The sequence below is a fragment of the uncultured Oribacterium sp. genome, assembly GCF_902481605.1.
GTDB classification, from domain to species: domain Bacteria; phylum Bacillota; class Clostridia; order Lachnospirales; family Lachnospiraceae; genus Oribacterium; species Oribacterium sinus.
This window is the reverse complement of the sequence record NZ_CABSXI010000025.1, coordinates 1-25,423: the sequence shown is the minus strand read 5'-3', so window position 1 is coordinate 25,423 and position 25,423 is coordinate 1. Positions and strand designations below refer to the sequence as shown.

General features: G+C 43.1%; 20 protein-coding genes. All 20 read left to right on the top strand.

What is annotated here, in order from left to right; translation table 11 throughout:
* The first annotated feature begins 49 nt into the window (after window positions 1-49).
* Window positions 50-826, top strand: coding sequence for a proline reductase cluster protein PrdD (gene prdD, locus RDQ32_RS05950; RefSeq protein WP_308579481.1), 777 nt, complete (start codon window positions 50-52; stop codon window positions 824-826).
* A 12-nt stretch (window positions 827-838) separates the two neighbouring features.
* On the top strand, window positions 839-1,309 hold the full coding sequence (locus RDQ32_RS05945) for a glycine/sarcosine/betaine reductase component B subunit (RefSeq protein ID WP_308579480.1): 471 nt from the start codon (window positions 839-841) through the stop codon (window positions 1,307-1,309).
* Between the two features lie 180 nt (window positions 1,310-1,489).
* Complete coding sequence (selB, locus tag RDQ32_RS05940; RefSeq protein ID WP_308579479.1) at window positions 1,490-3,487, top strand: selenocysteine-specific translation elongation factor; 1,998 nt, start codon at window positions 1,490-1,492, stop codon at window positions 3,485-3,487.
* A 47-nt stretch (window positions 3,488-3,534) separates the two neighbouring features.
* Window positions 3,535-5,949, top strand: a complete 2,415-nt coding sequence (leuS, locus tag RDQ32_RS05935; protein WP_308579478.1) for a leucine--tRNA ligase — start codon at window positions 3,535-3,537, stop codon at window positions 5,947-5,949.
* A 230-nt stretch (window positions 5,950-6,179) separates the two neighbouring features.
* The gene (locus RDQ32_RS05930) at window positions 6,180-8,093 is read left to right on the top strand and encodes a VanW family protein (RefSeq protein WP_308579477.1); all 1,914 of its coding nucleotides are present in this window, start codon (window positions 6,180-6,182) and stop codon (window positions 8,091-8,093) included.
* A gap of 226 nt (window positions 8,094-8,319) precedes the next feature.
* On the top strand, window positions 8,320-11,856 hold the full coding sequence (gene nifJ / locus RDQ32_RS05925) for a pyruvate:ferredoxin (flavodoxin) oxidoreductase (protein WP_308579476.1): 3,537 nt from the start codon (window positions 8,320-8,322) through the stop codon (window positions 11,854-11,856).
* 182 nt (window positions 11,857-12,038) lie between these two features.
* A complete protein-coding gene (gene der / locus RDQ32_RS05920) occupies window positions 12,039-13,361 on the top strand; it encodes a ribosome biogenesis GTPase Der (protein ID WP_007156078.1) in 1,323 nt (440 codons plus the stop codon).
* Window positions 13,362-13,366: 5 nt separating this feature from the next.
* Window positions 13,367-14,014, top strand: a complete 648-nt coding sequence (plsY, locus tag RDQ32_RS05915) for a glycerol-3-phosphate 1-O-acyltransferase PlsY (RefSeq protein ID WP_308579475.1) — start codon at window positions 13,367-13,369, stop codon at window positions 14,012-14,014.
* Window positions 14,015-14,105: 91 nt separating this feature from the next.
* Window positions 14,106-15,110 carry an NAD(P)H-dependent glycerol-3-phosphate dehydrogenase gene (locus tag RDQ32_RS05910; RefSeq protein ID WP_308579474.1) on the top strand — a complete coding sequence of 335 codons (1,005 nt, stop codon included), beginning with the start codon at window positions 14,106-14,108 and terminating at the stop codon, window positions 15,108-15,110.
* Between the two features lie 144 nt (window positions 15,111-15,254).
* Window positions 15,255-16,460 carry an ABC transporter substrate-binding protein gene (locus tag RDQ32_RS05905; RefSeq protein WP_308579473.1) on the top strand — a complete coding sequence of 402 codons (1,206 nt, stop codon included), beginning with the start codon at window positions 15,255-15,257 and terminating at the stop codon, window positions 16,458-16,460.
* Between the two features lie 166 nt (window positions 16,461-16,626).
* The gene (locus RDQ32_RS05900; protein WP_183684038.1) at window positions 16,627-17,508 is read left to right on the top strand and encodes a branched-chain amino acid ABC transporter permease; all 882 of its coding nucleotides are present in this window, start codon (window positions 16,627-16,629) and stop codon (window positions 17,506-17,508) included.
* 1 nt (window position 17,509) lies between these two features.
* Window positions 17,510-18,568, top strand: a complete 1,059-nt coding sequence (locus RDQ32_RS05895) for a branched-chain amino acid ABC transporter permease (protein ID WP_308579472.1) — start codon at window positions 17,510-17,512, stop codon at window positions 18,566-18,568.
* Window positions 18,565-19,323 carry an ABC transporter ATP-binding protein gene (locus tag RDQ32_RS05890; RefSeq protein ID WP_308579471.1) on the top strand — a complete coding sequence of 253 codons (759 nt, stop codon included), beginning with the start codon at window positions 18,565-18,567 and terminating at the stop codon, window positions 19,321-19,323. The genes RDQ32_RS05895 and RDQ32_RS05890 overlap by 4 nt, the downstream gene beginning before the upstream one ends.
* A 2-nt stretch (window positions 19,324-19,325) precedes the next feature.
* Window positions 19,326-20,039 carry an ABC transporter ATP-binding protein gene (locus RDQ32_RS05885; protein WP_183684035.1) on the top strand — a complete coding sequence of 238 codons (714 nt, stop codon included), beginning with the start codon at window positions 19,326-19,328 and terminating at the stop codon, window positions 20,037-20,039.
* Window positions 20,040-20,041: 2 nt separating this feature from the next.
* On the top strand, window positions 20,042-20,599 hold the full coding sequence (locus tag RDQ32_RS05880) for a hypothetical protein (RefSeq protein WP_308579470.1): 558 nt from the start codon (window positions 20,042-20,044) through the stop codon (window positions 20,597-20,599).
* A gap of 25 nt (window positions 20,600-20,624) precedes the next feature.
* Complete coding sequence (locus RDQ32_RS05875) at window positions 20,625-21,077, top strand: hypothetical protein (protein WP_308579469.1); 453 nt, start codon at window positions 20,625-20,627, stop codon at window positions 21,075-21,077.
* 6 nt (window positions 21,078-21,083) lie between these two features.
* Window positions 21,084-21,539: an alpha/beta hydrolase gene (locus tag RDQ32_RS05870; protein WP_308579486.1), complete on the top strand. Its 456-nt coding sequence runs from the start codon at window positions 21,084-21,086 to the stop codon at window positions 21,537-21,539.
* Between the two features lie 125 nt (window positions 21,540-21,664).
* Complete coding sequence (gene alaS / locus RDQ32_RS05865; protein ID WP_308579468.1) at window positions 21,665-24,310, top strand: alanine--tRNA ligase; 2,646 nt, start codon at window positions 21,665-21,667, stop codon at window positions 24,308-24,310.
* Window positions 24,311-24,423: 113 nt separating this feature from the next.
* Window positions 24,424-24,600, top strand: coding sequence for a 30S ribosomal protein S21 (gene rpsU / locus RDQ32_RS05860; protein ID WP_005539624.1), 177 nt, complete (start codon window positions 24,424-24,426; stop codon window positions 24,598-24,600).
* Between the two features lie 69 nt (window positions 24,601-24,669).
* Window positions 24,670-25,423: PhoH family protein (locus RDQ32_RS05855; protein ID WP_308579467.1), on the top strand; the 754-nt coding region annotated here is incomplete at its 3' end.

Genomic DNA, 25,423 nt, shown 5'->3' with positions numbered 1-25,423 from the left:
CATGATCTTCATGCTTCCATTTTTTTCTAAAATTTCCTTGGAGGATAGAATGAGTGAAGAAAGAGTATTGAGACAGTTAGCGATTAAAGCTTTTCATGTTCGTGCTGTTTCAGAGGGAGAGAAAGTCTCCTTAAAAAAAGAGGAAAATAAAGAATATAGCTTGGTGATTAATCCCAATCGTTTAAAGGACTTCGCCAAGCAGGAAGAGCTGATTGAAGATTGCAGTCTAAAAATCATTCATAAAAATGAAAGACACATTCCCATTAATTCTATTATGGATATAATGCCTATTTCTACCAAAGTATTGGGTAAAATAGGAGAGGGAATTAGCCATACTTTAACCGGAGTGTATGTAATCCTTACCGCTACGGATACGGAAGGAAATTATGTCTCCGCTTTTGGTAATTCCGACGGATTTTTAGATGAGCAGGTGGTATTTGGCCGTGCCGGGACTCCGGGACCTGAGGATATCATCATTCTAATTGATGTGGTATTACAGGCGAAGGCCGGATATTCCAGACCGGGACCTGATGCCTGCCATAGACTATGTGATCATTTCTGTCAGGAAATTCGCGAAGTATTGAAGAAAACCAATGGTTCCTTCTGTACGGAGCGTCATGATTTTAAGGATGTAGAACGTCCGGGTAAGGATAAAGTGGTTTTGGTGAAGATGGTTTCCGGTCAGGGAGCTATGTATGATACCAGATTTCTTCCGGATGAACCTTCCGGATTTATAGGATCTCATTCAATTATTGATATTACCGGAGCGCCGATGATTATTTCTCCCAATGAGTATCGTGATGGCGCTATTCGAGCATTATATTAAGAGGAGGAGCTTATGGGAATTGGACCATCAACCAAAGAAACCACCTTGCATCATTTTCGTGACCCTCTGGTAGAAGAGCTTTGCGATGATACTGACTTGGACTTTGTAGGTATTATAATTGCCGGAATTCCACAGGATAACGTTAATAAACTTTTTACCGGTAGTCGTGTAGGTGCCTGGGCTGAAGCCCTTCGTGTAAAAGGGGCAATTGTCAGTGAGGACAGCTGGGGAAACAGCAACGTGGATTTTGCTCAAGCCATTGAAGAAATCGGTAAAAGAGATATTGCGGTTGTAGGAGTTTCCTTTGTGGGAACCCAGGGAGCCTTTGTGGTTACGAATCAATATATGAACACTATTGTGGACTTTAATAAGAGTGAAGAAGGCATTGAAACCAACGTTGTCGGGGAAAATAATATCGTTGCTCAGGATGCAAAGAAGGCAAAGGCACTTCTGAAGCTGAAAATGAGGACCGTGAAAAGATAAGCAGCTTGGAAAGAATTCCTAGATAGAACCTAGGGATTCTTTCTTTTTTTTTGCCTTTTTCTGACAATCCCTCGATTTTCCTAAGTTTATTTTGTATGATAAAAAAGTTAAAGTAAAGATCAAGGTTTAACTTAGATTTGAAATGATGCTTTTGAAAATGTTATGGAGTGAATAAAACTTATGGAAAGTACGCAGAATCCTGATGTTCAACAATTATCCAATGTAGAAAAGCCTGAGGGAAAAAAAGAATCAAAGCATCTGATTATTGGAACTGCAGGGCATATTGATCATGGAAAAACCGCCTTAATTAAGGCATTAACCGGATATGATGCGGATCGACTGGAAGAAGAAAAAAAGAGAGGTATGACCATTGAGCTGGGCTTTACCTCATTATCTCTTCCGGACGGTCAGAAAATTGGAATCGTTGATACTCCCGGACATGAAAAATTTGTAAAAACCATGGTAGCCGGAGCTGTGGGAATGGATTTGGTTATGGTGGTTATCTCCGCCAAGGAAGGGATTATGCCCCAAACCAGAGAGCATCTCAGCATTCTGTCTCTTCTTGGAATCAAGAATTTTATTATTTGCTTAACTATGATTGATCTTGTGTCTTCGGAAGAAGTAGAACAAAGAAAAGAGGAAATTACAGAATATCTGGAGGAACAGTTTTCTTTTACCGTACCGATTTTTCCCCTTTCTTCTTATACCAGAGAGGGGATTCCTGCATTAACGAACTATCTTTCTACTTTGCATGAATTTATTCAAGGTAAGCCGGAACAAGGAATTTTCAGAATGTTTGTGGATCGGGTGTTTTCCATTGCCGGGGCAGGAACCATTCTTACCGGAACGGCAATGTCCGGAAGAATAGAGTTAAAAAAAGAGTATGCCCTCTATCCGAAGAATTTACCGGTAAAAGTCAGAAATCTTCAGGTTCATGGCAAAGACAGTGAATTTGCGGTTGGCGGAGAGAGAGTTGCCGTGAATTTATCCTCAATAGATAAGTCTCTTTGTCAAAAAGGAGATGTGCTGGCGGAGAAGGACTTACTTTATCCCAGTTCTTTATTGGATTGCAGAGTTCAAGTAGACAATGCCTTAGAACAATCCATAAAAAACAACAGAAAGCTGGAACTTCTTTTAGGGACAAGACATGTGCTCTGCAAGCTTGTCTGCTTGGAGGGGGAGGAAATCCCCAATAAGAGCTCAGCCTTGGTTCAGTTGCAGTGTGAAGAGCCTGTTGTAGCCTTAAGCGGAGACCGCTTTATTCTAAGAGACGAATCCCAAAAGCTAAGCATTGGCGGGGGAAAGGTGATAGATCCTTTGCCAAGGGGGAGGCATAGAAGAGGGCGTTTTCAAACGGAAAGACTTAGAAGCCTGGAAGATGCGGATGAAGGAAGTTTGCTTCAGAATTTTTTTCACAAGAAAAAAGGCATTTTTTTGGCTCTCTCCGCTATTCGAAAAGCTTTTCCCGGATATGGCAATATCGAAAATGCCTTAAGAGATAAGGAAGAAAAGGGAGAACTTATCAGCATCCTTTTGCAAGGAGAAAAGTATCTGATTCCCGGGGAAGATTTGGAAGAGAAGGAAAAGCAAATTCAGTACTATATGAAGGATTTTTATCAAAGAAATCCTTATAAAATTGGAGAAAAAACATCGGTATTGTACAGTCGTTTTTTTAGCTCTTACAACAGAAACATTTATAAAGCACTTCTGGAATATTGGCGTGAAAAGGAAATTTTCAGAATATCTCATGATATTCTAGCCATAAAAGATTATAAGATGAAGAAGGATGAAAAATACACCAATATTGCCAATACCTTGATTACTCTGATGCAAAAGGCTAAATTTTCGTTCCCGAAAATTACGGAGCCCTTATGGAGCAAGGAGGAAGAAAAAATTCTGTTGGATATCGTTGCTTGTTTGGAAGAGAAGGGAACCCTGGTGCAACTGGAAGGGGAATATTATACTTTGGGTAATTTATTTTCCAAGTTAAAAGAATTTACTTTGGAAAAATTACAGAGCAAGGGAGAAATCACTGTAGAGGACTTGAGAGAAGAATTTTCCTTATCCAGAAAAAACAGTAAACTATTTTTTAAAGCTTGTGATCGATTGCATATTACCAAGGACAACGGCTTTGAAAGTGCAAGGAAGCCCTATCCTAAGCTTGACGAGACTGAGTAGGGGTTATAAAATGGCATTCGTTATCATAGAAAGTTCGAGGTGAAAAAATGGCTAGATATAATCATGCTGCCGTAGAGAAGAAGTGGCAGGAATTTTGGGAGAAAAATCCCATTAACCCAAAGGACGAGAAGAAAGAAAAATACTATTGCTTAGATATGTTCCCTTATCCCTCCGGTTCCGGACTGCATGTAGGACACTGGAGAGGCTACGTGATTTCCGATGCTTGGTCACGTTATCAGGTCATTAAGGGGAAGTATGTGATTCATCCCATGGGCTGGGATGCCTTTGGTTTACCTGCTGAAAACTATGCCATTAAGATGGGCATCCATCCCTCCATTACCACAAAGAAAAATGTGGAGAACATTAAGCGACAGTTACAGCAGATTAATGCCATTTACGATTGGGACATGGAAGTGAATACTACTGATCCCAACTTCTATAAGTGGACCCAGTGGATTTTTGTGAAAATGTTTGAGAAGGGACTGGCTTATGAAAAGGAGTTCCCTATCAACTGGTGCCCAAGCTGTAAAACAGGACTTGCCAATGAGGAAGTAGTGGATGGTAAGTGTGAACGTTGCGGTACTGCTGTTACCAAGAAGAATTTAAGACAGTGGATGTTGAAGATTACCGAATATGCAGATCGCTTACTGGATGATTTACAGGAATTGGATTGGCCGGAAAAGGTTAAGAAGATGCAGGCGGAGTGGATCGGCCGTTCCTACGGAGCGGAAGTGGATTTTGCCTTAGAAGGAAGAGAAGACAAGATTACCGTCTTCACCACAAGACCTGACACCCTTTACGGAGCCACCTTCCTTGTTCTTGCCCCGGAGCATCCCATGGTTCAGAAGATTTGTACGGATGCTCAGAGAGAAAAGGTAGAAGCCTATATTTCCATGGCGGCCAATAAGTCCAACGTGGAAAGAATGGCGGTGAACGATAAGGATAAAACCGGAGAGTTTACCGGAGCCTATGCCATTAATCCTTTAAACGGGGAGAAGTGTGCTATTTGGATTTCCGACTATGTATTGGCAGATCATGGAACCGGAGCCATTATGTGTGTACCTGCCCATGATGCCAGAGACTTTGCTTTTGCCAAGAAGTTCGACCTTCCCATTGTGCAGGTAATTTCCAAGGACGGAAAAGAAGAAGTATTGGAAGAGGCTTATACAGAGGCTTCCGGTATTATGATTAATTCCGGAGAATGGAATGGAAGAGAATCTTCCGAATTAAAGGTGGAAGCGGCAAATGAGGTGGAGAAAAGAGGCTTCGGCCGGAAGACCGTAAGCTTTAAGCTCAGAGACTGGGTTTTCTCCAGACAAAGATACTGGGGAGAGCCGATTCCTATCGTACATTGTGAGAAGTGCGGAAATGTAGCGGTACCGGTGGAAGAGCTTCCTTTAAAGCTTCCCGAGGTGGAAAACTATGAGCCAACCGGAACGGGAGAATCTCCGTTGGCAGGAATCACGGACTGGGTAAACTGCACTTGTCCCAAGTGTGGAGGTCCGGCAAAGCGGGAAACCAATACCATGCCTCAGTGGGCGGGATCTTCCTGGTATTTCCTCCGTTATGTAGACAATCATGATGACAAGGCATTGGTCAGCAGAGAGAAGGCTGATAAATATTTGCCGGTGGATATGTATATCGGAGGCGTGGAGCATGCGGTCTTACACCTTTTGTATTCCCGTTTCTGGACAAAATTCCTCTATGATATCGGTGTGGTAGGATTTAAGGAGCCTTTTGTAAAGCTCTTTAATCAGGGAATGATTTTAGGACAAAACGGTATTAAGATGTCCAAGTCCATGGGAAATGTAGTATCTCCCGATGATCTGGTTAGGGATTATGGCTGTGATGCTCTTAGACTTTATGAGCTTTTTGTAGGTCCTCCTGAATTGGATGCGGAATGGGATGACAGAGGTATTGACGGCGTTTATCGTTTCCTGAATCGTTTCTATAACCTGGTAGAGGAATCCAAGGATAAGAATATCAATCCTACAAAGGAAATGATTCGTGTACGGCATAACTTGATTCATGATATCCAGCTTCGTTTTGACAGCTTTAACTTAAATACTGTAGTTTCCGGCTTCATGGAGTACAACAACAGCCTATTGGATTTGGCGAAGAAAGAAGGGGGCGTAGATTTGGAAACCCTTCGTACCTTCTCCGTGCTTTTGGCTCCATTTGCCCCTCATATCGCAGAGGAGTGTTATCATTTGGCAAAGGGAGAGGGCAGCGTATTTGCAGCCGGCTGGCCTGAGTACGATGATAAAGCTATGGAGGCGGATGAAATTAAGCTTCCTTTGCAGGTAAATGGAAAAGTAAAGGCGGTACTTGAGGTTCCCAAGGATTTAAGTAAGGAGGAAATTCTTGCTAAGGCTAAGGAATGTTTAGGGGATAAGTTGGACGGCACTCTGGTAAAAGAAGTGTATATCCCCGGAAAAATAGTGAACTTTGTTGTCAAATAACGGAAGAATTTTTCTTACATTTTTGTAAAGCCCTATAGATTTTTTTTAGGATTCTTTTCTATACAAATGAAAAGATTATGGTATGATAAAAAGGTGCTGTGTCTCAGCACCTTTTATTCTTGAAGAATATCGCCTGCGAAGTATGCGGTATCTCGTTATTAACCGATGGTATAGGAGAATCCTATCTCATCCGGATTATCAAATTTATAAACATATACAAAGGATGGAATATGATAGCCAGCGAAAGAAGATTATCTCAGGGAATTAGTAGAGCAAAGGGCGGTTCAAGAAGCAGAAGTGCCCAGTACAGCTATGGCGATAAAGGGGCCCGTAGTGGACGAAGTAATGGTAGAAGCGGTGGACGACGCCCCAAGAACAATGGCCATCTTCCTATTATTATTGCCGCAGTTGCCCTATTCGGAAGTGCAGCCGCTGTCTTTGCTTTAAGCCGGAATGCCGGCTTTTTTCATGAAGCGGAGACCACTGTTGCTGAAACGGAGTATGTAGATCCCAATGCCATTCATGAAGATTTGTATTTGGATTATACCGCCTTTAAACCGGGGGCTGAGCTTTTAAATCTAAAGGGAATGACCAAGGAGCAGGTTATTGATTTCTTGAAGAAATCTTATACCTGGCATCTTGTGGTAAAAAATGCCAACCCGAATCTTGATTATTTTTCCATGCCGGAATTTCCAAAGGCGGAAGACAATAAAAGCGAAGACGGTATTGACGATCAGGGAACGGAAGAGGTGGTAAAGGTTAAGAATACGCTTTCCGATGTAACCATTCGTCCCAATAAAAGCGACTATGAAATACCGGATATCTTATCCGACAGCATTACTGATTTTGTAGACCAGATTTATACCAAGTATCAGGAAGAGAAGGCTTCGGAAAGCAGTACGGAGGAGAGTTCCACAGAGAAGAAAAAGAAGAAGAAAAAGGCGGAAGAAACCACTGCGGAAAGTTCAACTGCCATTCAGGCGGATTACATTCTGCAGCTTCCCGATTTTAGCGATAAAATTAAAGACTATGTGAATCAGCTTGCGATTGTTTGGAAGATGGCTCCGAAAAATGGAGACATTACCAAGTACAATAAATCTACCGGAGAATTTGAATTTGGCGGCAGCAAGGACGGTTATGCCATTAATGTGGATGCTACCGCACAGGATATTCTGAACGCCCTGAACAATAAAGAATTTTCCTCCGAGATTAGTACTGAGGGAGAGAAGGTTCCCGCATCTACCGCATCCATTAAGGATCAGTATAAGATTATTGCCAGCTTTACCACCAAAACTACTTCCAATGAACTGAGAAATACCAATGTTCGTCTTGCGGCAGAGGCGGTAAACGGTACTGTTCTTCAGCCCGGAGAGGAGTTTTCCTTTAACGGTGTAGTAGGGCAGAGAACTGCAGAAAAGGGCTATAAGGCGGCTGCGGCTTATAATCAGGGAGAAGTTGTAGAAGAGGTAGGAGGAGGAATCTGCCAGATTTCTTCCACTCTATACAATGCGGTATTCCGCTCCGGATTAACCACGACCTATCGCAGATCCCACACCTTTGCCCCTAACTATGTAACTCCGGGTACGGATGCTACGGTATCTTGGCCCGGACCGGATTTTAAGTTTGTGAATGATTCCAAGCATGCCATCGGTATTCGTGCCTGGTATTCCAACCAAACCGCTACAGTACAGATCTACGGAATTCCTGTACTTCCCAGCGGAGTGAAGTGGGAATTGGAATCCGAGAAGATTAAAGACCTTCCCGTTCCGGCAGTGCAGGTCATTACTCCACAGCAGGGTAAGGAGAGCAACGGTTCCGCCGGTTCCGAATGGCAGGCCTATAAGATTATTACTAAGGACGGCAAGACTGAGAAGGTAAAAGATCATTATGTCAGCTATAAGGGACATACTCCTAAGAAGTACAGTGCAAATGCTGTAGAAAGCAGTAGTGCAGCGGAAAGCACGGCAGCAAGCAGTGCGGCAAGCACGGAAAGTAAGGCTTCAGAGACCAAGGCACAGGAGAGTAAAACCCAGAGTACCACAAAGACTTCTGAGAATCCTGTTGTTTCCAATGACGGACCTGTAGGGAATAACAGTGTTCCCACTACGGAAGCGGATGTTATTTCCGGCGGTCCCGGAACCTAAGGTTTACGGCAGCTTTGAATTTTTTGACAATTGTCAAGGAATTCAAGGCTGCTTTTTTCTTTAAAAAGCGAAAAAATACTTGTGAAAAAAATAGCTATTGTACTAAATCAAAAACGGTAAGCGTTTTCCTTGATTTTAGCATGGGGATAGATTAGTATTCCCTTGTATGATTTCCCTAAAAGGGGAAAGGTAGAGGTTTTGTTTATTTCAGTTTAGGAGGAAACTTATGGCAAGAAAAATGAAGACCATGGACGGTAATCAGGCTGCTGCTCATGCGTCCTATGCGTTCTCAGAGGTCGCTGCGATTTTCCCAATTACTCCTTCTTCCGTTATGCCTGAGCATATGGATGAGTGGGCAACAGAGGGAAGACAGAATATTTTAGGTGAGACTGTTCAGGTTACTGAGATGCAGTCCGAGGCAGGCGCTGCAGGTGCTGTGCATGGTGCTTTGGCTGCCGGTGCTTTAACGACTACATTTACAGCATCTCAGGGGCTTTTATTGATGATTCCTGATATTTATAAGGTTGCCGGAGAGCAGCTTCCCGGTGTATTTGATGTTTCTGCAAGAGCTGTTGCCAGCCACGCCCTTTCCATCTTCGGTGATCACTCCGATGTTATGGCTTGTCGTCAGACCGGTGCCGCTTTACTTTGTGAGTCTTCCGTTCAGGAAGTTATGGACTTAACTCCTGTAGCTCACCTTGCAGCATTAAAGGGACGTATTCCTTTCATCAACTTCTTTGACGGATTCCGTACTTCCCATGAGATTCAGAAGATTGAAGAGTGGGATTACGAAGACTTGAAGGATATGGTGGATTGGGAGTATGTAGATGCATTCCGTCAGAACGCATTAAACCCCAATCACCCTGTAGAGAGAGGTTCCGCTCAGAACCCTGATATTTTCTTCCAGGCAAGAGAGGCTTCCAACCCTTATTATGATGCACTTCCTGCTATCGTTCAGGAGTACATGGACAAGGTTAATAAGAAGATCGGAACCAATTACCAGCTCTTTAACTACTATGGAGCTCCGGATGCAGAGCACGTAATTATTGCTATGGGTTCTGTAAACGAGACCATTGAAGAGACCATCGATTATTTGGCTGAGAAGGAAGGCAGAAAGCTTGGACTTATCAAGGTTAGACTGTATCGTCCATTTGCTGTTGACGCTTTCTTAAAGGCTATTCCAAAGACAGTAAAGACTATTTCCGTATTGGATCGTACAAAGGAGCCCGGATCTATCGGTGAGCCTTTATACTTAGACGTTGTAGCTGCTCTTTCCACCAGCGAGTTTAAGAACGTAACCGTTCTTTCCGGACGTTACGGCTTAGGTTCCAAGGATACTACTCCTGCACAGATCGTAGCTGTATACAACAATACCGATAAGAAGAGATTTACCATCGGTATCAACGATGATGTAACTCACCTTTCCTTACAGGAAGGACCATCTATCGTTACTACTCCAAAGGGAACTGTAAACTGTAAGTTCTGGGGACTGGGAGCAGACGGTACTGTTGGTGCGAATAAGAACTCCATCAAGATTATCGGAGATAACACAGATAAGTACGCACAGGCTTACTTTGACTATGACTCCAAGAAGTCCGGCGGTGTTACCATGTCTCACCTTCGTTTTGGAGATCAGCCGATTAAGTCCACATACCTGATTAAGAGAGCTAACTTCGTAGCTTGTCACAATCCTTCCTACATGACCAAGTTCAACATGGTTCAGGAGCTTGTAGACGGCGGAACCTTCTTATTGAACTGTACTTGGTCCAAGGATGAGGTGGAGAATCACATCCCCGGACAGGTTAAGAAGTATATGGCTGACCACAATATCAAGTTCTACATCATCAACGGTGTTAAGATTGGTATTGAGACAGGAATGGGACCAACCCGTATCAACACCATCCTTCAGTCCGCATTCTTTACTTTAACCGGAATCATCCCTAAGGAGCAGGCTAACAAGTTAATGAAGGATGCCGCTCAGAAGACCTACGGTCGTAAGGGTGAGGACGTTGTAAAGAAGAACTGGGCAGCTATCGATGCCGGTGCAAATGCCTTCGAAGAAGTAGAAGTAAAGAAGGAATGGAGCAACTGTGCCGATGAGGGACTTGAGTTCAAGACCAAGACTGCCGGAAGAAAGGATGTTTTGGATTTCGTAAACAATATCCAGAACTATGTTTCCGCACAGGAAGGAAACAATCTTCCCGTTTCCGCATTTGGTGATTATGTAGACGGTTCTACTCCTGTAGGATCTGCTGCTTATGAGAAGCGTGGTATTGCCGTAAACGTTCCTGCATGGAACCCTGACAACTGTATCCAGTGTAACTTCTGTTCTTATGTATGTCCTCACGCAGCAATTCGTGCATTTGCATACACCGAGGATGAGGCAGCTAAGGCTCCGGAAGCAGATCAGCAGAAGGCTATGAACGGAATGCCTAACTACAAGTTCGGTATTAAGGTTTCCGTATTAGACTGTGTTGGTTGCGGATCCTGCGCAAACGTTTGTCCCGGAATGAAGGGCGAGAAGGCTCTTGTAATGTCCCCAATCGAGGATAACCTGGATCGCCAGAAGTACTTCGATTACGCTGTTGAGCTTCCTGAGAAGCAGGAAGTTATTGCGAAGTTTAAGGAGACTACCGTTAAGGGATCTCAGTTTAAGAAGCCACTCTTCGAGTTCTCCGGCGCATGTCCCGGATGTGGAGAGACTCCTTATGCGAAGTTAATTACCCAGCTTTTCGGAGAGAGAATGTACATCAGTAACGCAACCGGATGTTCTTCTATCTGGGGTAACTCTTCTCCATCCACTCCTTACACCGTAAATGCCAAGGGACAGGGTCCTGCATGGGATAACTCTCTCTTTGAGGATAATGCGGAGTTTGGATACGGAATGCTTTTGGCACAGAATGCTATCCGTGACAGATTAAAGAAGCAGGTTGAGAAGCTTGTAGAAGAAAATAAGGATGCCGCTCTTGTAGAGGCAGCTAAGGAATATTTGGATACCTTCTCCATCGGTGCTACAAATGGAACAGCTACAGATAAGTTAGTGACAGCATTGTCCGGTAAGACAGATGCGGTTGCTGTAGATTTATTAAAGAACAAAGACTTCCTTTCCAAGAAGAGCCAGTGGATCTTCGGTGGAGACGGTTGGGCTTATGATATCGGTTTCGGTGGACTTGACCACGTTCTTGCTTCCGGTAAGGACATCAACGTAATGGTATTCGATACCGAGGTTTACTCCAACACAGGTGGACAGTCTTCCAAGGCTACTCCTACCGGTGCGGTAGCACAGTTTGCTGCCGGCGGTAAGGAGACTAAGAAGAAGGATCTTGCAGGAATTGCTATGTCCTACGGCTATGTATATGTAGCACACATCGCTATGGGTGCTGATATGGCCCAGACTGTTAAGGCAATTTCCGAGGCTGAGGCTTATCCGGGACCATCCTTAATCATCGCTTATTCTCCATGTATCAACCATGGTATTAAGAAGGGTATGGCTAAGGCACAGACAGAAGAGAAGCTGGCTGTAGAGGCTGGATATTGGAACAACTTCATTTACAACCCACTTGGTGGAGACAAGAAGTTTACCTTGAATTCCAAGGAGCCTAACTTCGAATCTTATCAGGAATTCTTAAAGGGCGAAGTTCGTTACTTATCTCTTTCCCTGAAGAATCCGGAGCGTGCAAAGGCTTTAGATCTGCAGAACGAGCAGGAAGCTAGAGAGCGTTATGAGAAGCTGAAGAAGATGGTTGATCTGTACAATAACTAATGTACAGAAGGCAAGAAATTTGGCTTTTGCTGAAGAAGCTTGCTGGAAATAAAATCTTGTTTATTGTATACGGCATAGAGGAAGTATAAAAAGAGGAGAGGCTTAGGCCTTTCCTCTTTTCTTATAGGAGAAAAAATGGTAAAATATCTCCATTTGTTGTAGGAATTTATGGGAGGGGCAAATTGAGAAAAGTTATAGTAGCAGTGGTCGGAAGACCGAATGTGGGAAAGTCCACCCTTTTTAATACGATTGCAGGAAAGCAGATTTCCATTGTTCAGGATACTCCGGGAGTAACCAGAGACCGTATTTATGCGGAGGGAAACTGGTTGAATTATTATTTTACCATGGTGGATACCGGAGGTATCGAACCGATTTCCGATGATGTGTTATTAAAGCAGATGCGATCTCAAGCGGAATTGGCTATTGAAACTGCGGATGTGATTATTTTTGTCACAGATGTAAAGTCCGGCGTAGTGGATGCGGATTATGAGGTGGCAGAGATGCTTCGCCGTTCCAAAAAGCCTATTGTCCTTTGTGTAAACAAGGTGGACAGCATCAAAAAGTATGGTAATGATATTTATGAGTTCTACCAGCTGGGACTGGGAGAACCCTTCCCGGTATCTGCTGCCAACCACTTAGGGCTGGGAGACCTTTTGGATGAGGTGGTAAAGCATTTTCCAAAGGAAGGACTGGAAGAGGAAGAGGACGGTACTTTGAAAATTGCTCTTATCGGAAAGCCAAACGTGGGAAAAAGCTCTTTAACCAATAAGCTTTTGGGAGAAAATCGTGTTATTGTATCGGACATAGCCGGCACCACCAGAGATGCTATTGATACGGAAGTGACCTATAACGGTACACCCTATATCTTTATTGATACCGCCGGTCTGAGAAGAAAGGGGAAGGTAACAGAAGATATTGAACGATATTCCGTGATCCGAACCGTTGCCGCAGTGGACAGGGCTGATATTTGTATAGTTTTGATTGATGCCGTAGAGGGAATTACCGATGGGGATACCCGCATTGCCGGTATTGCCCATGAATCCGGAAAGGGTGTTATTATTGCCGTCAATAAGTGGGATTTGGTGGAAAAGAACGATAAAACCATGCAGGAATTTACGAAGCAGCTGAAAGAGAAATTTGCTTACATGGACTATGCGGAGTATCTCTTTATTTCTGCGGAAACCGGACAGAGAATTCATAAGATTTATGAATTGGTGAATATGATTCACGACAATCAGGTAATGCGGATTAAAACCGGTGTTTTAAATGAAATTCTGGCAAGAGCAACAGCCATGAAACAGCCCCCCTCCGATAAGGGAAAAAGATTAAAGCTTTTCTATATTACCCAGGCTTCCGTTGCGCCTCCCACCTTTGTAATCTTTGTTAATGACAGGGAGCTGATGCATTTTTCCTATACCAGATATATTGAAAATCAAATTCGAGAAAATTTCGGCTTTAGAGGAACCCCTATTCGCTTTATTATCCGGGAAAGAGGAGAAGATTAATTGTCATGAGTATACTTCAACTTTGTGTTTGCTTTATTCTTGGGTATATTTTCGGAAATATACCCAATGGATATCTCTATGCGAAATCTCAGGGAGTAGATATTTATCATCAGGGCTCAGGCAATCCGGGAAGTACCAATGTTTTACGAACCTTGGGGAAAAGAGCCGGCATCACGGTTCTTTTAATGGATATTGCGAAATGTATGGTTCCTATATTTCTGATGATTTTATTTTGGAAGCCGGCAAATGAAGATCAGAAAACCTTGATTTTAATGCTCACCGGTATAGGAGCCATTCTGGGACATAATTTCCCTATCCTCCCCGGGGTAAAGGGAGGTAAAGGTGTGGCTTGCACCGGTGCTTTGTTGATTGCTTTGGCTCCCTTATATACCCTGGGACTTTTATGCTTTTTTATCCTGATAGTTTTAACAACGAAATATGTCAGCTTAGGCTCTGTTCTTTCCGTTTTTGTCTTCTTTTTATCCGTGCTTCTTATGGGAAAATCAGGAATTCTTTTTCCGTTTTCGGAAGCTATTTACCTGCCGATGTGTGGATTAAGTCTTTTTTTGGCCTTACTTTGTTTGTTTCAGCATAGGGAAAATATGAAACGCTTAATGAATGGTACGGAAAATAAATTTGGCAAGAATAAATAGAAAAGCGGAAAGAGTAACTTGTAAGATTAAGTTTTTTTCTTGAATAAGGATTTCTCAATATAAAATTTTATTTTCATACAAAGGAGTCTTCATGAAGATTGCTATTCTGGGTATCGGAACCTGGGGTTCCGCCTTAGCCATAACGCTAAGAAAAAACAATCACAGCTTAAGCTTATGGACCTATTCTAAAGAGGAGGAAGCAGAACTGAAAAAAACCAGAGAACCGAAGAATCTTCCGGGTACAAGCTTTGCTGAAGATATCGAAATCACCTCCTCTTTGGAAAGGGCACTAAAGGATAAGGAAATGGTCATTTTTGCGGTGCCTTCTTTGTTTACCCGATCTGTAGGAGAGCAGGTAAAGGACTATATTCAAAAAGATCAGATTCTTCTAACGGTATCCAAGGGGATAGAAGAAAAGACCTTACTGACCATGTCCCAGATATTGGAAGAGATTTTTCCGGAAAATCCTGTGGCGGTTCTTTCGGGCCCTTCCCATGCGGAGGAAGTATCCCGTTTTCTGCCTACCACTATTGTATGTGCTGCAGGAGAAGAAAGCTGTGCGAAAACCATACAAAAAACTTTCCAATCTGACAGCTTTCGCGTTTATATCAATAAAGATGTTCTGGGAGTGGAAATCGGTGCCGCATTAAAGAATGTCATTGCATTAGCGGCCGGAATTGCAGACGGTTTAGGCTACGGAGACAATACCAAGGCTGCACTGATTACCAGAGGTATAGCGGAGATTGCAAGGCTGGGACAGGCTATGGGAGGGCATTTGGAGACCTTTGCCGGGCTTTCCGGAATCGGCGATCTGATTGTAACCTGTGCCTCCAAGCATTCCAGAAATCGTAAGGCAGGCTTCTTGATTGGCGAAGGATTAAGCTATGAAGAAGCTATGAAGGAAGTGGGACAGGTGGTAGAAGGGGTATACGCAGCCAAGGCTGCTCTAGCTTTAGGCGCAAAGTATGGTGTAGACCTGCCCATAGTCCATGAAGTAAACAGGGTATTATTTGAGGGAAAGAACCCGAAGCAGGCCGTAATGGATCTTATGCTTAGGGATAGTCGGGCGGAAAGTCCGGGCGTTAGCTTCCCATAGTATGTTATTCATGGTAGGTATTACTTTTAGTTATATCTACCTCTTTTTTTATGTTAAATTGTTATAAAAAGAATTGACAAGAAAAGAACTTCTCCCTATAATACGGAAAGTATTTTACTGATAGTGAAATAAGGGAGGATTAACATGAAAAAACAATTATCTATGGTTTTAGCCGCATTAATGGCAGCATCTTTAGTAGCCTGCGGAGGCGCAAGCGGAGAGAAGAAAGCTACAGAAGCGGAATCTAAGGCAAATGCAGAAAGCTCCGGAGCCGAGAAGAGCGGATTAACTTGGAAAATCGGAGGACAGGGACCTTTAACCGGCGGCGCTGCAGTATATGGTAATGCCGTAGTAAACGGTGCGGAAATTGCTATTGATGAGATTAACGCAAATGGCGGAATCAACGGATACCAGATTGAATACAAGAAGGCTGACGATGAGCATGATCAGGAAAAGGCTATCAATGCATACAACAGCTTAAAGGACTGGGGAATGCAGTTCCTTGTAGGACCAACTACCAGTGCTCCTGCTATCGCAGTAGGAACGGAAGCGGAAGGGGACAATATGTTTCTTCTTTCTCCCTCCGGATCCGCAGTGGAGGTTACCGCTCCTAAGAATGTATTCCGAGTATGCTTTTCCGATCCTGCACAGGGAACAAAGTCTGCAGAGTATATCGGAAGTCATAATTTAGGCAAGAAGATTGGAATTATTTATGATTCTTCTGACGTATATTCTTCCGGAATTCATGATTCCTTTGTTGCCGAAGCGCCTAAGCAGGGATTGGAAGTTGTTGCTGATGAGCAGTTTACCGCTGATTCCAACAAGGACTTCTCCACACAGCTGCAGAAGATGAAGGATTCCGGTGCTGAGCTGGTATTCTTACCCTTCTACTACACTGAGGCTGCTTTAGTACTTACTCAGGCCAATACCATGGGCTTCAAGCCGACCTTCTTCGGATGTGACGGTATGGACGGTATCTTAAACGTGGAGAACTTTGATGTTTCTCTGGCAGAAGGCCTGATGCTTTTAACTCCCTTTGCTGCCGATGCAAAGGATGATTTAACCGTTAACTTTGTAAAGAACTACAAAGAAAAGTATAAGGAGACTCCGATTCAGTTCGCAGCAGATGCTTATGACGCAGTATATGCTATTAAGGCAGCTGTAGAGAAGGCCGGCTTAACTCCTGATCAGAGTGTTTCCGATTTGGGTACTGCAATGGAGAAGGCTATGACAGAGATTAGCCTGGATGGACTTACCGGTACCGGCATGAAGTGGAATGAGGCCGGAGACGTGGATAAGGAGCCTAAGGCTGTCATTATCAAGGACGGAGCTTACGTATCTGCCGAATAATGATTGTCTTATAAATGGAAGACTACAGGCTCTGCCTGAATCTTTAGTTAAGAAGTCGTTATACACCGGAAGTCAAAGGCTTCGCCTGGGCCACCGGTAAGAATTATGGAAAGGGCAATGCTGAGGCTTGCCCTTTCTATTTACATCAAGAGAAAGTGAGAAAAAGATGAGTTTTATTTCCTATCTTTTAAACGGAATCAGTTTGGGCTCGGTGTATGCCATCATTGCCCTAGGTTATACCATGGTTTACGGCATTGCAAAAATGCTGAATTTTGCCCATGGAGATATTTTGATGGTGGGAGGCTATGCCGCTTTTCTCGCTTTTAACCAGATGGGATTGGGTATTCCCCTGTCTATTCTTTTTAGTATGGCAATCTGTACCGCCCTTGGCGTCTTAGTGGAAAGGGTAGCTTATAAGCCCCTTCGTTCAGCCAATTCTCTAGCTGTATTGATTACTGCCATCGGTGTGTCTTATCTTTTACAAAATCTTGCTTTATTGCTTTTCGGAGCCAATCCCAAAAGCTTCCAGTCCTTTGTAAAGCTTCCTGCTTTGAAGCTGGCAGGAGGACAGCTGGTCATTTCCGGAGAAACTATGGTCACCATTTTGGTGGGAATTTTAGTTGCTGTTGTTTTATTACTGTTTATCCATAAAACCAGGGCAGGACAGGCTATGCTGGCGGTATCCGAGGACAAGGGTGCAGCCACTTTGATGGGAGTAAATGTAAACGGTACCATTGCCCTTACCTTTGCCATTGGTTCCGCTCTGGCCAGTGTGGCCGGAATCCTTCTTTGCTCCGCTTATCCTACTCTTACTCCAACAACAGGAGCCATGCCCGGCATTAAGGCCTTTGTGGCTGCCGTATTGGGAGGAATCGGTTCTATTCCCGGAGCATTTATCGGCGGAATTTTACTTGGCGTTCTGGAAAATCTGTCCAAGGCCTATATTTCTTCCAAACTGTCCGATGCCATTGTTTTTTCCGTTTTGATTATTGTATTGCTGATTAAGCCAAGCGGAATTTTAGGAAAGAAGATTATGGAGAAGGTGTAAGATGAAGAATGTACAAATGAAAAAAATCAAAGATATTTTTTTGAATTACGGAGTCATTCTTATCGTGTACTTTGTTGTTCAACTATTCCTAAAATCCGGTTCAGTCAGTTCTCTGATGAAGGGACTTTTGGTTCCCCTGTGTATTTATTCTATTTTGGCCATAAGCCTTAACCTTGTAGTAGGTATTTCCGGAGAATTGTCACTGGGGCATGCGGGCTTTATGTGCGTAGGAGCTTTCTTCTCCGCAAGCTGTTCCATGCTTTTAAAGGGAAGCTCTCTGCCTCCAATGTTGATTTTCTTTATTGCCCTCTGCATTGGCGCTATTTCTGCCGGATTCTTCGGCTTTTTAATCGGAATTCCGGTTCTCAGGCTGAAAGGAGACTATTTGGCTATCGTAACCTTGGCCTTCGGAGAAATTATCAAAAACATCATTAATGCTCTGTATTTTGGTGTGGATAAGAATGGTTGGCATTTTTCCTTAAAGGACGGTACCGCCGTTGCTTTGGGAGAAGGGGGAAAATGGATTATTAAAGGCGCACAGGGAATTACCGGTACGCCTAAGTACAGTAACTTCACCGTAGGAATTGTACTTCTCTTACTGTCTATGCTTTTTATCCAGCATTTTATTCATTCCAGAACAGGAAGAGCGGTAATGGCGATTCGTGATAATCGTATTGCGGCGGAAAGTATTGCATTACCTGCTTCAAAACTGAAGCTGCTTTGTTTTACAATTTCAGCGGCTATTGCAGGAATTGCCGGGGTATTGTATGCCCATAATTTAAGCTCTCTACAGGCTTTACCGAAAAACTTCGGATACAATCAGTCCATTATGATTCTGGTATTCGTGGTTTTAGGCGGAATTGGCAATATGCGCGGTTCTATCTTGGCCGCTGTTGTTCTGACTCTGCTTCCTGAACTTCTTCGTTCTTTAAATGACTACAGAATGTTGATTTATGCCGTTGTTTTGATTGTGATGATGCTATTTACTTCCGCCCCCGGCTTTATCGCTTTTCGGGAGAATATTCTTCATCGTCTGTTCCGTAAGGAGGTGAATGCATGAGTCTTTTAGAAGTGAATGCCTTAGGCATTTCCTTTGGAGGTCTGAAGGCGGTAGATCAGTTCCATATTTCCATTGATAAAAAAGAATTGTACGGCTTAATCGGGCCCAACGGTGCCGGTAAAACCACAGTATTTAACCTGCTTACCGGAGTTTACCAGCCCAATACCGGAGAAATTCTTTTAAATGGAAAAAATATTGTGGGAAGCTCCTGCATTGAGATTAACAAAAAAGGAATTGCCAGAACCTTTCAGAATATTCGATTATTCGATAAGCTGACAGTATTGGATAATGTTAAGGCAGGATTTTTCCAGGAAAATTCCTATTCCTTTATCGAAGGGATTTTTAGACTTCCCCGGTATTTTCAAAAAGAAAAGGAAATGTCGGATAGAGCTCTGGATTTACTCTCTGTTTTTCATCTGGAAGAGCATGCTTTGGACTTTGCGGGAAACCTCCCCTACGGAAAACAAAGAAAGCTGGAAATTGCAAGAGCTTTGGCAACCAATCCTTCCTTACTTTTATTGGATGAGCCTGCAGCGGGAATGAATCCCAATGAAACGGAAGAACTGATGGACACTATCAGACTGGTTCGAGATCGTTTTGATATGACCATTTTATTGATTGAACATGATATGAAGCTGGTATCCGGCATATGTGATCGCCTTACCGTACTGAACTTCGGGCAAGTCCTTACAGAAGGAAAGACTCAGGAAGTGTTGCATGACGAGAAGGTTATCAAGGCTTATTTAGGAGAGTAATTATGGAACAAATTTTAGAGGTAAAGAATCTTCATGTACATTATGGGATGATTCATGCCATTAAGGGCTTGGATTTCCATGTGAACAAAGGAGAAATCGTAACCTTAATCGGAGCCAACGGCGCCGGAAAAACCAGTACCCTGCAAACGATTACCGGTTTAATTCCCCATTCCCAGGGAGAAATCATTTATAGAGGGGAAAATGTCAGTAAGCTTCCCGGATACAAGCTGGTTTCCAAGGGACTTGCCCATGTTCCGGAGGGAAGAAGAGTTTTTGCCAGCCTTACGGTATACCAAAATCTGATGCTGGGAGCCTATACCAGAAAGGACTCAAAGGAAATTGAAGAAAGCCTGAATATGATTTATCATCATTTTCCCCGTCTTTTGGAAAGAAAAAATCAGGTAGCCGGAACCCTTTCCGGAGGCGAACAGCAGATGCTGGCTATGGGAAGAGCCTTAATGTCAAAGCCGGAGATGATTTTACTGGATGAACCATCCATGGGACTTTCTCCCATTTACGTAAACGAAATCTTTGATATTATTCAAAAGATTCATGAGTCCGGGGTAACCGTACTCTTGGTAGAGCAAAATGCCAACAAGGCTTTAATGATTGCAGACAGAGCTTATGTATTGGAAACCGGAAACATTCGATTAGAAGGAAAAGCCGGAGACTTACTTTCCGATCCTCAGGTAAGAGCGGCTTATTTATCGGAATAATTATGCCCAGAAAACAATTTATGGCTTATCTCAAGGTCTTATTGCTTCTTTTCCTATTTCTGAGTCTTGTCAGCTTTGGCCTACACAGGCATTGGAAAAATGCTCTAAAAAGCTATGAGGAGAACAGGAATAGCAGAGAAGAAGTTCAGGAGCCCCTTTCCCTGCTTCCCAGTGAAGAGGATGAGGAGGAGCCGGATTCCGACAGCTATCTTCGTTTTCAAAATGAATTTCAGCTATTGAATCAGATAGAAGAGGATGAAAGCTGGCAGAAAAACCTCTCTCTGCGAAGACGATATGAAAAAATCGGAGAACTCTACGATAAAGAAATGCAGCGTCTGGTAAGCTATTACAGCAGAAATATCACCGGAAATGAGAGGGAAAACTTTTTTGCCGAGCAAAGTGTGTTTTTGAGTCAAAGAAGCATGGAGAGTAAAAAAGAGCTAAGCATGGAGAAAACCGGTGTAGAGGAAAATATTGACTACTTAAAAAAATATATTCAGCTGACAAAGGCTAGGTGTTCTGTTTTATTGGAGAAGATTTTTGAAGATCAGGACGGCTAGTCCTTTTCGTTAAAAGGAGCAAATTATGATAATTAAAAATATTAATATATCTATCCTTGCTGTGATTTTTATCAGTATTTTAATTTTATTTTTAGCTTTTGTCTCTATGCTTGGCAAAAATATATTCTACGGTGAAGGACAAAGCCTGGAAGAGTCGATGGAATGGCAAAGAGAACATTATGATACTTCCTTTTATAATGGTTTGCAAAAAGAAGAGTTTACTGTTACAAGCTATGATTCTTATGTGCTCCATGGAGAAATTTTAAAGAACCCGACCCCTTCTTCTAAATATGTTATTATAAGTCATGGTTATAAGGATACTCGATATGGAAGTTTAAAGTATGCCTCTATCTATCTTTCCTTAGGCTATAATTGTATTATTTATGATTTACGAGGGCATGGAGCAAATGAAAGTACTTTTTGTAGCTACAGTGTGAGGGAAGGAAAGGATTTGGCGGAAATAGTACATTTTTTTTAGGAAAAACTGGGAAGGAATGCGGAGATTGGCTTGCATGGAGAATCTCTTGGAGCTGCCACAACAATTGCCTCATTGAAAGATGTACAAAATGTTTCCTTCGCTGTAGCTGACTGCGGTTTTTCCGATATCGAAAATGTTTTGGAGGAAATCTGGCGATACAGTCACATTCCAACAGCTATCGGCCCGGTTATGAACCAATATGCCAAGCTTCATTTCGGTATTCCTATTTCCACCATGCGCCCCATCGACTCTTTGGCAAAAAATCAGGTGCCTATCCTTTTTATCCATGGAGAAGATGACCAATACATTTTGCCGGCAAATAGTGAAAGAATGTATGAAGCTACCAAGGGGAAGAGAGATTTGTTGTTGGTACCAAAGGCAGGTCATGCGGAATCGGTTTTTGTAAACAAAAGCCTCTATACAGAAAAGCTGAAAGACTTTTTGTCCTCCCTTGCCTCATAGCCCTAAGTACTGTATAATTTGTAAGATTGTGTAGAGAAGGTATTGCAGGCCTTCTTGTTTTGCTAAAACCTTACTCATTCAGAAATTCAGTAAGGAAATTTCTATACTGCATAAAGGGAGATTGTATGAAGAAATATGGTGTTAATGAATTAAGAAAAATGTTTTTAGCCTATTTTCAGGAGAAGGAACATTTGGTAATGAAAAGCTTTTCCCTGGTTCCCCATAATGATAATAGCTTATTGTTAATCAACTCAGGAATGGCACCTTTAAAGCCTTATTTTACCGGTCAGGAAATCCCGCCAAAGAGAAGAGTGGCTACCTGCCAGAAGTGTATCCGTACCGGTGATATTGAGAACATCGGTAAGACTGCAAGACATGGTACTTTCTTCGAGATGCTGGGAAACTTTTCCTTCGGAGATTATTTCAAGTCCGAGGCTTTACATTTTGCCTGGGAATTTTTGACAGAGAGAGTAGGTCTGGAGAAGGATCGTCTTTATCCCAGTATTTACTTGGAGGATGAAGAGGCTTTCAAGGTATGGAATGAGGAAATCGGTATTCCTGCAGATCGTATCTATCGCTTTGGAAAGAAGGATAATTTCTGGGAGCATGGTGTAGGTCCCTGCGGTCCCTGTTCCGAAATTTACTATGACCGTGGAGAGAAATACGGTACAGGCCCTGAGGATGTAATGGGCGGAGAGGGAGATCGTTTCTTAGAGGTTTGGAACGTGGTATTCTCCCAGTTTAACAATGACGGTCATGGAAATTACACCGACCTTATTCAAAAGAACATTGATACCGGAATGGGACTGGAGCGTCTTGCGGTAGTTTGCCAGGATGTTCCCTCTTTGTTTGACGTGGATACCAACCAGGCCATGATGACAGAGATTGAAAGTCTTTCCGGAAAAAAGTATCTGGAGGACAAGACTGCGGATGTTTCCTTCCGTATTATTGCCGACCATGTAAAGAGCTGCACCTTTATGGCTTCTGACGGTATTATGCCTTCCAATGAGGGAAGAGGCTACGTTTTCCGTAGATTGTTAAGAAGAGCGGCAAGACATGGACGCATTTTAGGAATTCCTGCAGGAAGTCTATCCAAGCTTTCCGAAAAGGCTATTGCCTTGTCCTCTGACGGATATCCCGAGCTTTCTGAAAAGAAAGATATGATTCTTCGGGTTATTTCCGAGGAAGAGGATCGTTTCAACAAGACCATTGATAACGGTCTTGCCATTTTACAGGGCTTAAAGGAAGACTTACAGAAAAAGGGAGAGAAGCTTCTTTCCGGAGAAGATGCCTTCCGTCTGTACGACACCTATGGTTTCCCTCTGGATTTAACCAAGGAAATCTTAGAGGATAGCGGAATTACCGTAGATGAAGAGGCTTTCCAGCAGGCGATGAAGGTGCAAAGAGAGACCGCAAGAGCGGCAAGAAAGAGCACCAACTACATGGGAAGAGACGACATTTACCAAAATCTGGATGCCTCTTTAAAGACAGAGTTTGTTGGATACGATACTCTGGAATGTGAAGGAAAGGTTACTGCATTGGTATACCTTGCGGACAATGGAGATGAGGATGAAATTCGTCCTTCCGTTGAGGCGGGAAATCGTGCCGCAGTAATTACCGATCGCAGTCCCTTCTATGGAACCATGGGTGGACAGCAGGGAGATCAGGGAAAGATTTGTTCCGGAACTTCCGTATTCACAGTAGAAGAAACGATTCACTTACAGGGGGGAAAACTGGCTCACCTGGGAACTGTAGAGCAGGGAGGTTTTTCCGTAGGAGATACCGTAACTTTAACGGTAGATGCCAAGAAGCGTGCTTTAACCGCCAGAAACCATACCGCAACCCACCTTTTACAGAAGGCTCTGAAGGAAACCTTGGGAAGCCATGTAGAACAGGCGGGAGCTTACTATGATGATAAGCGTCTTCGTTTTGACTTTACGCATTTTACAGCCTTAACCAAAGAAGAACTTGAGAAGGTTGAGAATTTGGTCAATGAAGAAATTGCCAGAGGCGACGTGGTGCTTACACGGGAAATGCCCATTGAAGAAGCTAAAAAATCCGGTGCTACCGCATTATTCGGAGAAAAGTACGGTGATACCGTAAGAGTGGTTTCCGTAGGAGATTTCTCCATTGAGCTTTGCGGAGGAACCCATGTAGAGAATTCCTCCTCCATCCAGGCCTTTAAGATTCTTTCCGAGCAGGGTGTTGCTGCCGGAGTCAGAAGAATCGAAGCCATCACATCTCAGAACCTCTTTGATTATTTCCACCATGAGGAGGAGCTGTTAAAGAGTCTTAGCGGAAAATTAAAGGCAGATCCGGAGCATTTATTGGCCAGGGTAGAGAGTCTGGAGAAGGAATTAAAGGAAAGCCGTTCCCAGTGCGAACAGTTAAAGGCGAAGCTGGCCAATGCGGAAGTGGAAGATTTGGCAGTGGTAGAATACAAGGATTGTTCTCTGATTGCCGCCAATATTCCGGGAATGGACAGAAATGCCCTTCGAAATCTGGGAGACAGCTTAAAGGATAAACATAAGAATGCCTTTATCCTTCTGGCCTCTGTAGAAGACGGTAAGCCGATTCTTATGGCTACAGCCGCTAACGCTGCGGTAAAGCTCGGTGCCCATGCCGGAAATCTGATTAAAGAGATTGCTCCTATCCTTGGAGGTGGGGGAGGCGGTAAGCCTCAGATGGCTCAGGCCGGTGGAAAGGATACTGCAAAGTTAGAGGAAGCTTTAAAGCAGTCTTTGGAGAGCATGAAGAAACAGCTGGGCTAAGGAAAAAGCTCCGGGTAAAAAATAGCTTTAGTTCTAAAAAAGTCATTGACGTATGAAATTTTGGTGTTATAATAAACTCTAGTTTGTGCCCGAAGGGAGGTTTGGGGTATCGCATGTCAAATGTCATCGTAAAAGAAAACGAGTCTTTGGACAGTGCTTTACGCAGATTCAAAAGAAACTGTGCTAAGGCAGGAATCCAGCAAGAAATTCGTAAGAGAGAGCATTACGAGAAGCCATCAGTAAGACGTAAGAAGAAGTCTGAAGCGGCTAGAAAGCGTAAGTTCAACTAATTTATAGCTTAGATGTTAGCCCTGATTCAGCAATGAATTAGGGCTATTTTCTTTCAAAAAAGGAGTCCCATGGCGGAAAGAGAATTGCTATTAGATATTCCTCTGGAACATGAAATGAATATTCTGGGACAGATGGATCAAAATTTAAATAAGATTCAAAAACAGTTTCAAGTCAGTATTATTGATCGAGACGGATTATTGAAAATCATAGGGGAAGAAGACGCTGCAAACAAAGCAAAGGAAGTGCTTCTTTCCCTTTTGAAGTTATCTCAAAAGGGGACTGCTATTAATGAGCAAAATGTAAACTATGCCATTTCCTTGACGGTTAAGGAAGGAAAGGGAGATGCTCTCCTGCATTTGGATGAGGATTTGCTGGCAAGAACCGCTTTGGGAAAACCTGTAAAGCCTAAGACTTTAGGGCAAAAGGCCTATGTGGATGCCATACGGAAAAATATGATTACCTTTGGCATCGGTCCTGCGGGAACCGGAAAAACCTATCTGGCCATGGCTATGGCTATTTCCGCCTTTCGTGAAGAGGAGGTTTCCCGAATTATCCTGACAAGACCTGCTATAGAGGCGGGAGAGAAGCTTGGATTTTTACCGGGAGATTTACAGTCCAAGGTGGATCCCTATCTTCGTCCTTTATATGATGCTCTGTACCAGATTATGGGACCGGAACAATATCTGGCCAATGCGGAGAAGGGCCTTATCGAAGTTGCTCCCTTGGCCTATATGCGTGGTAGAACCTTGGATAATGCCTATATTATCTTGGATGAAGCCCAGAATACCACTCCTGCGCAGATGAAGATGTTCTTAACAAGAA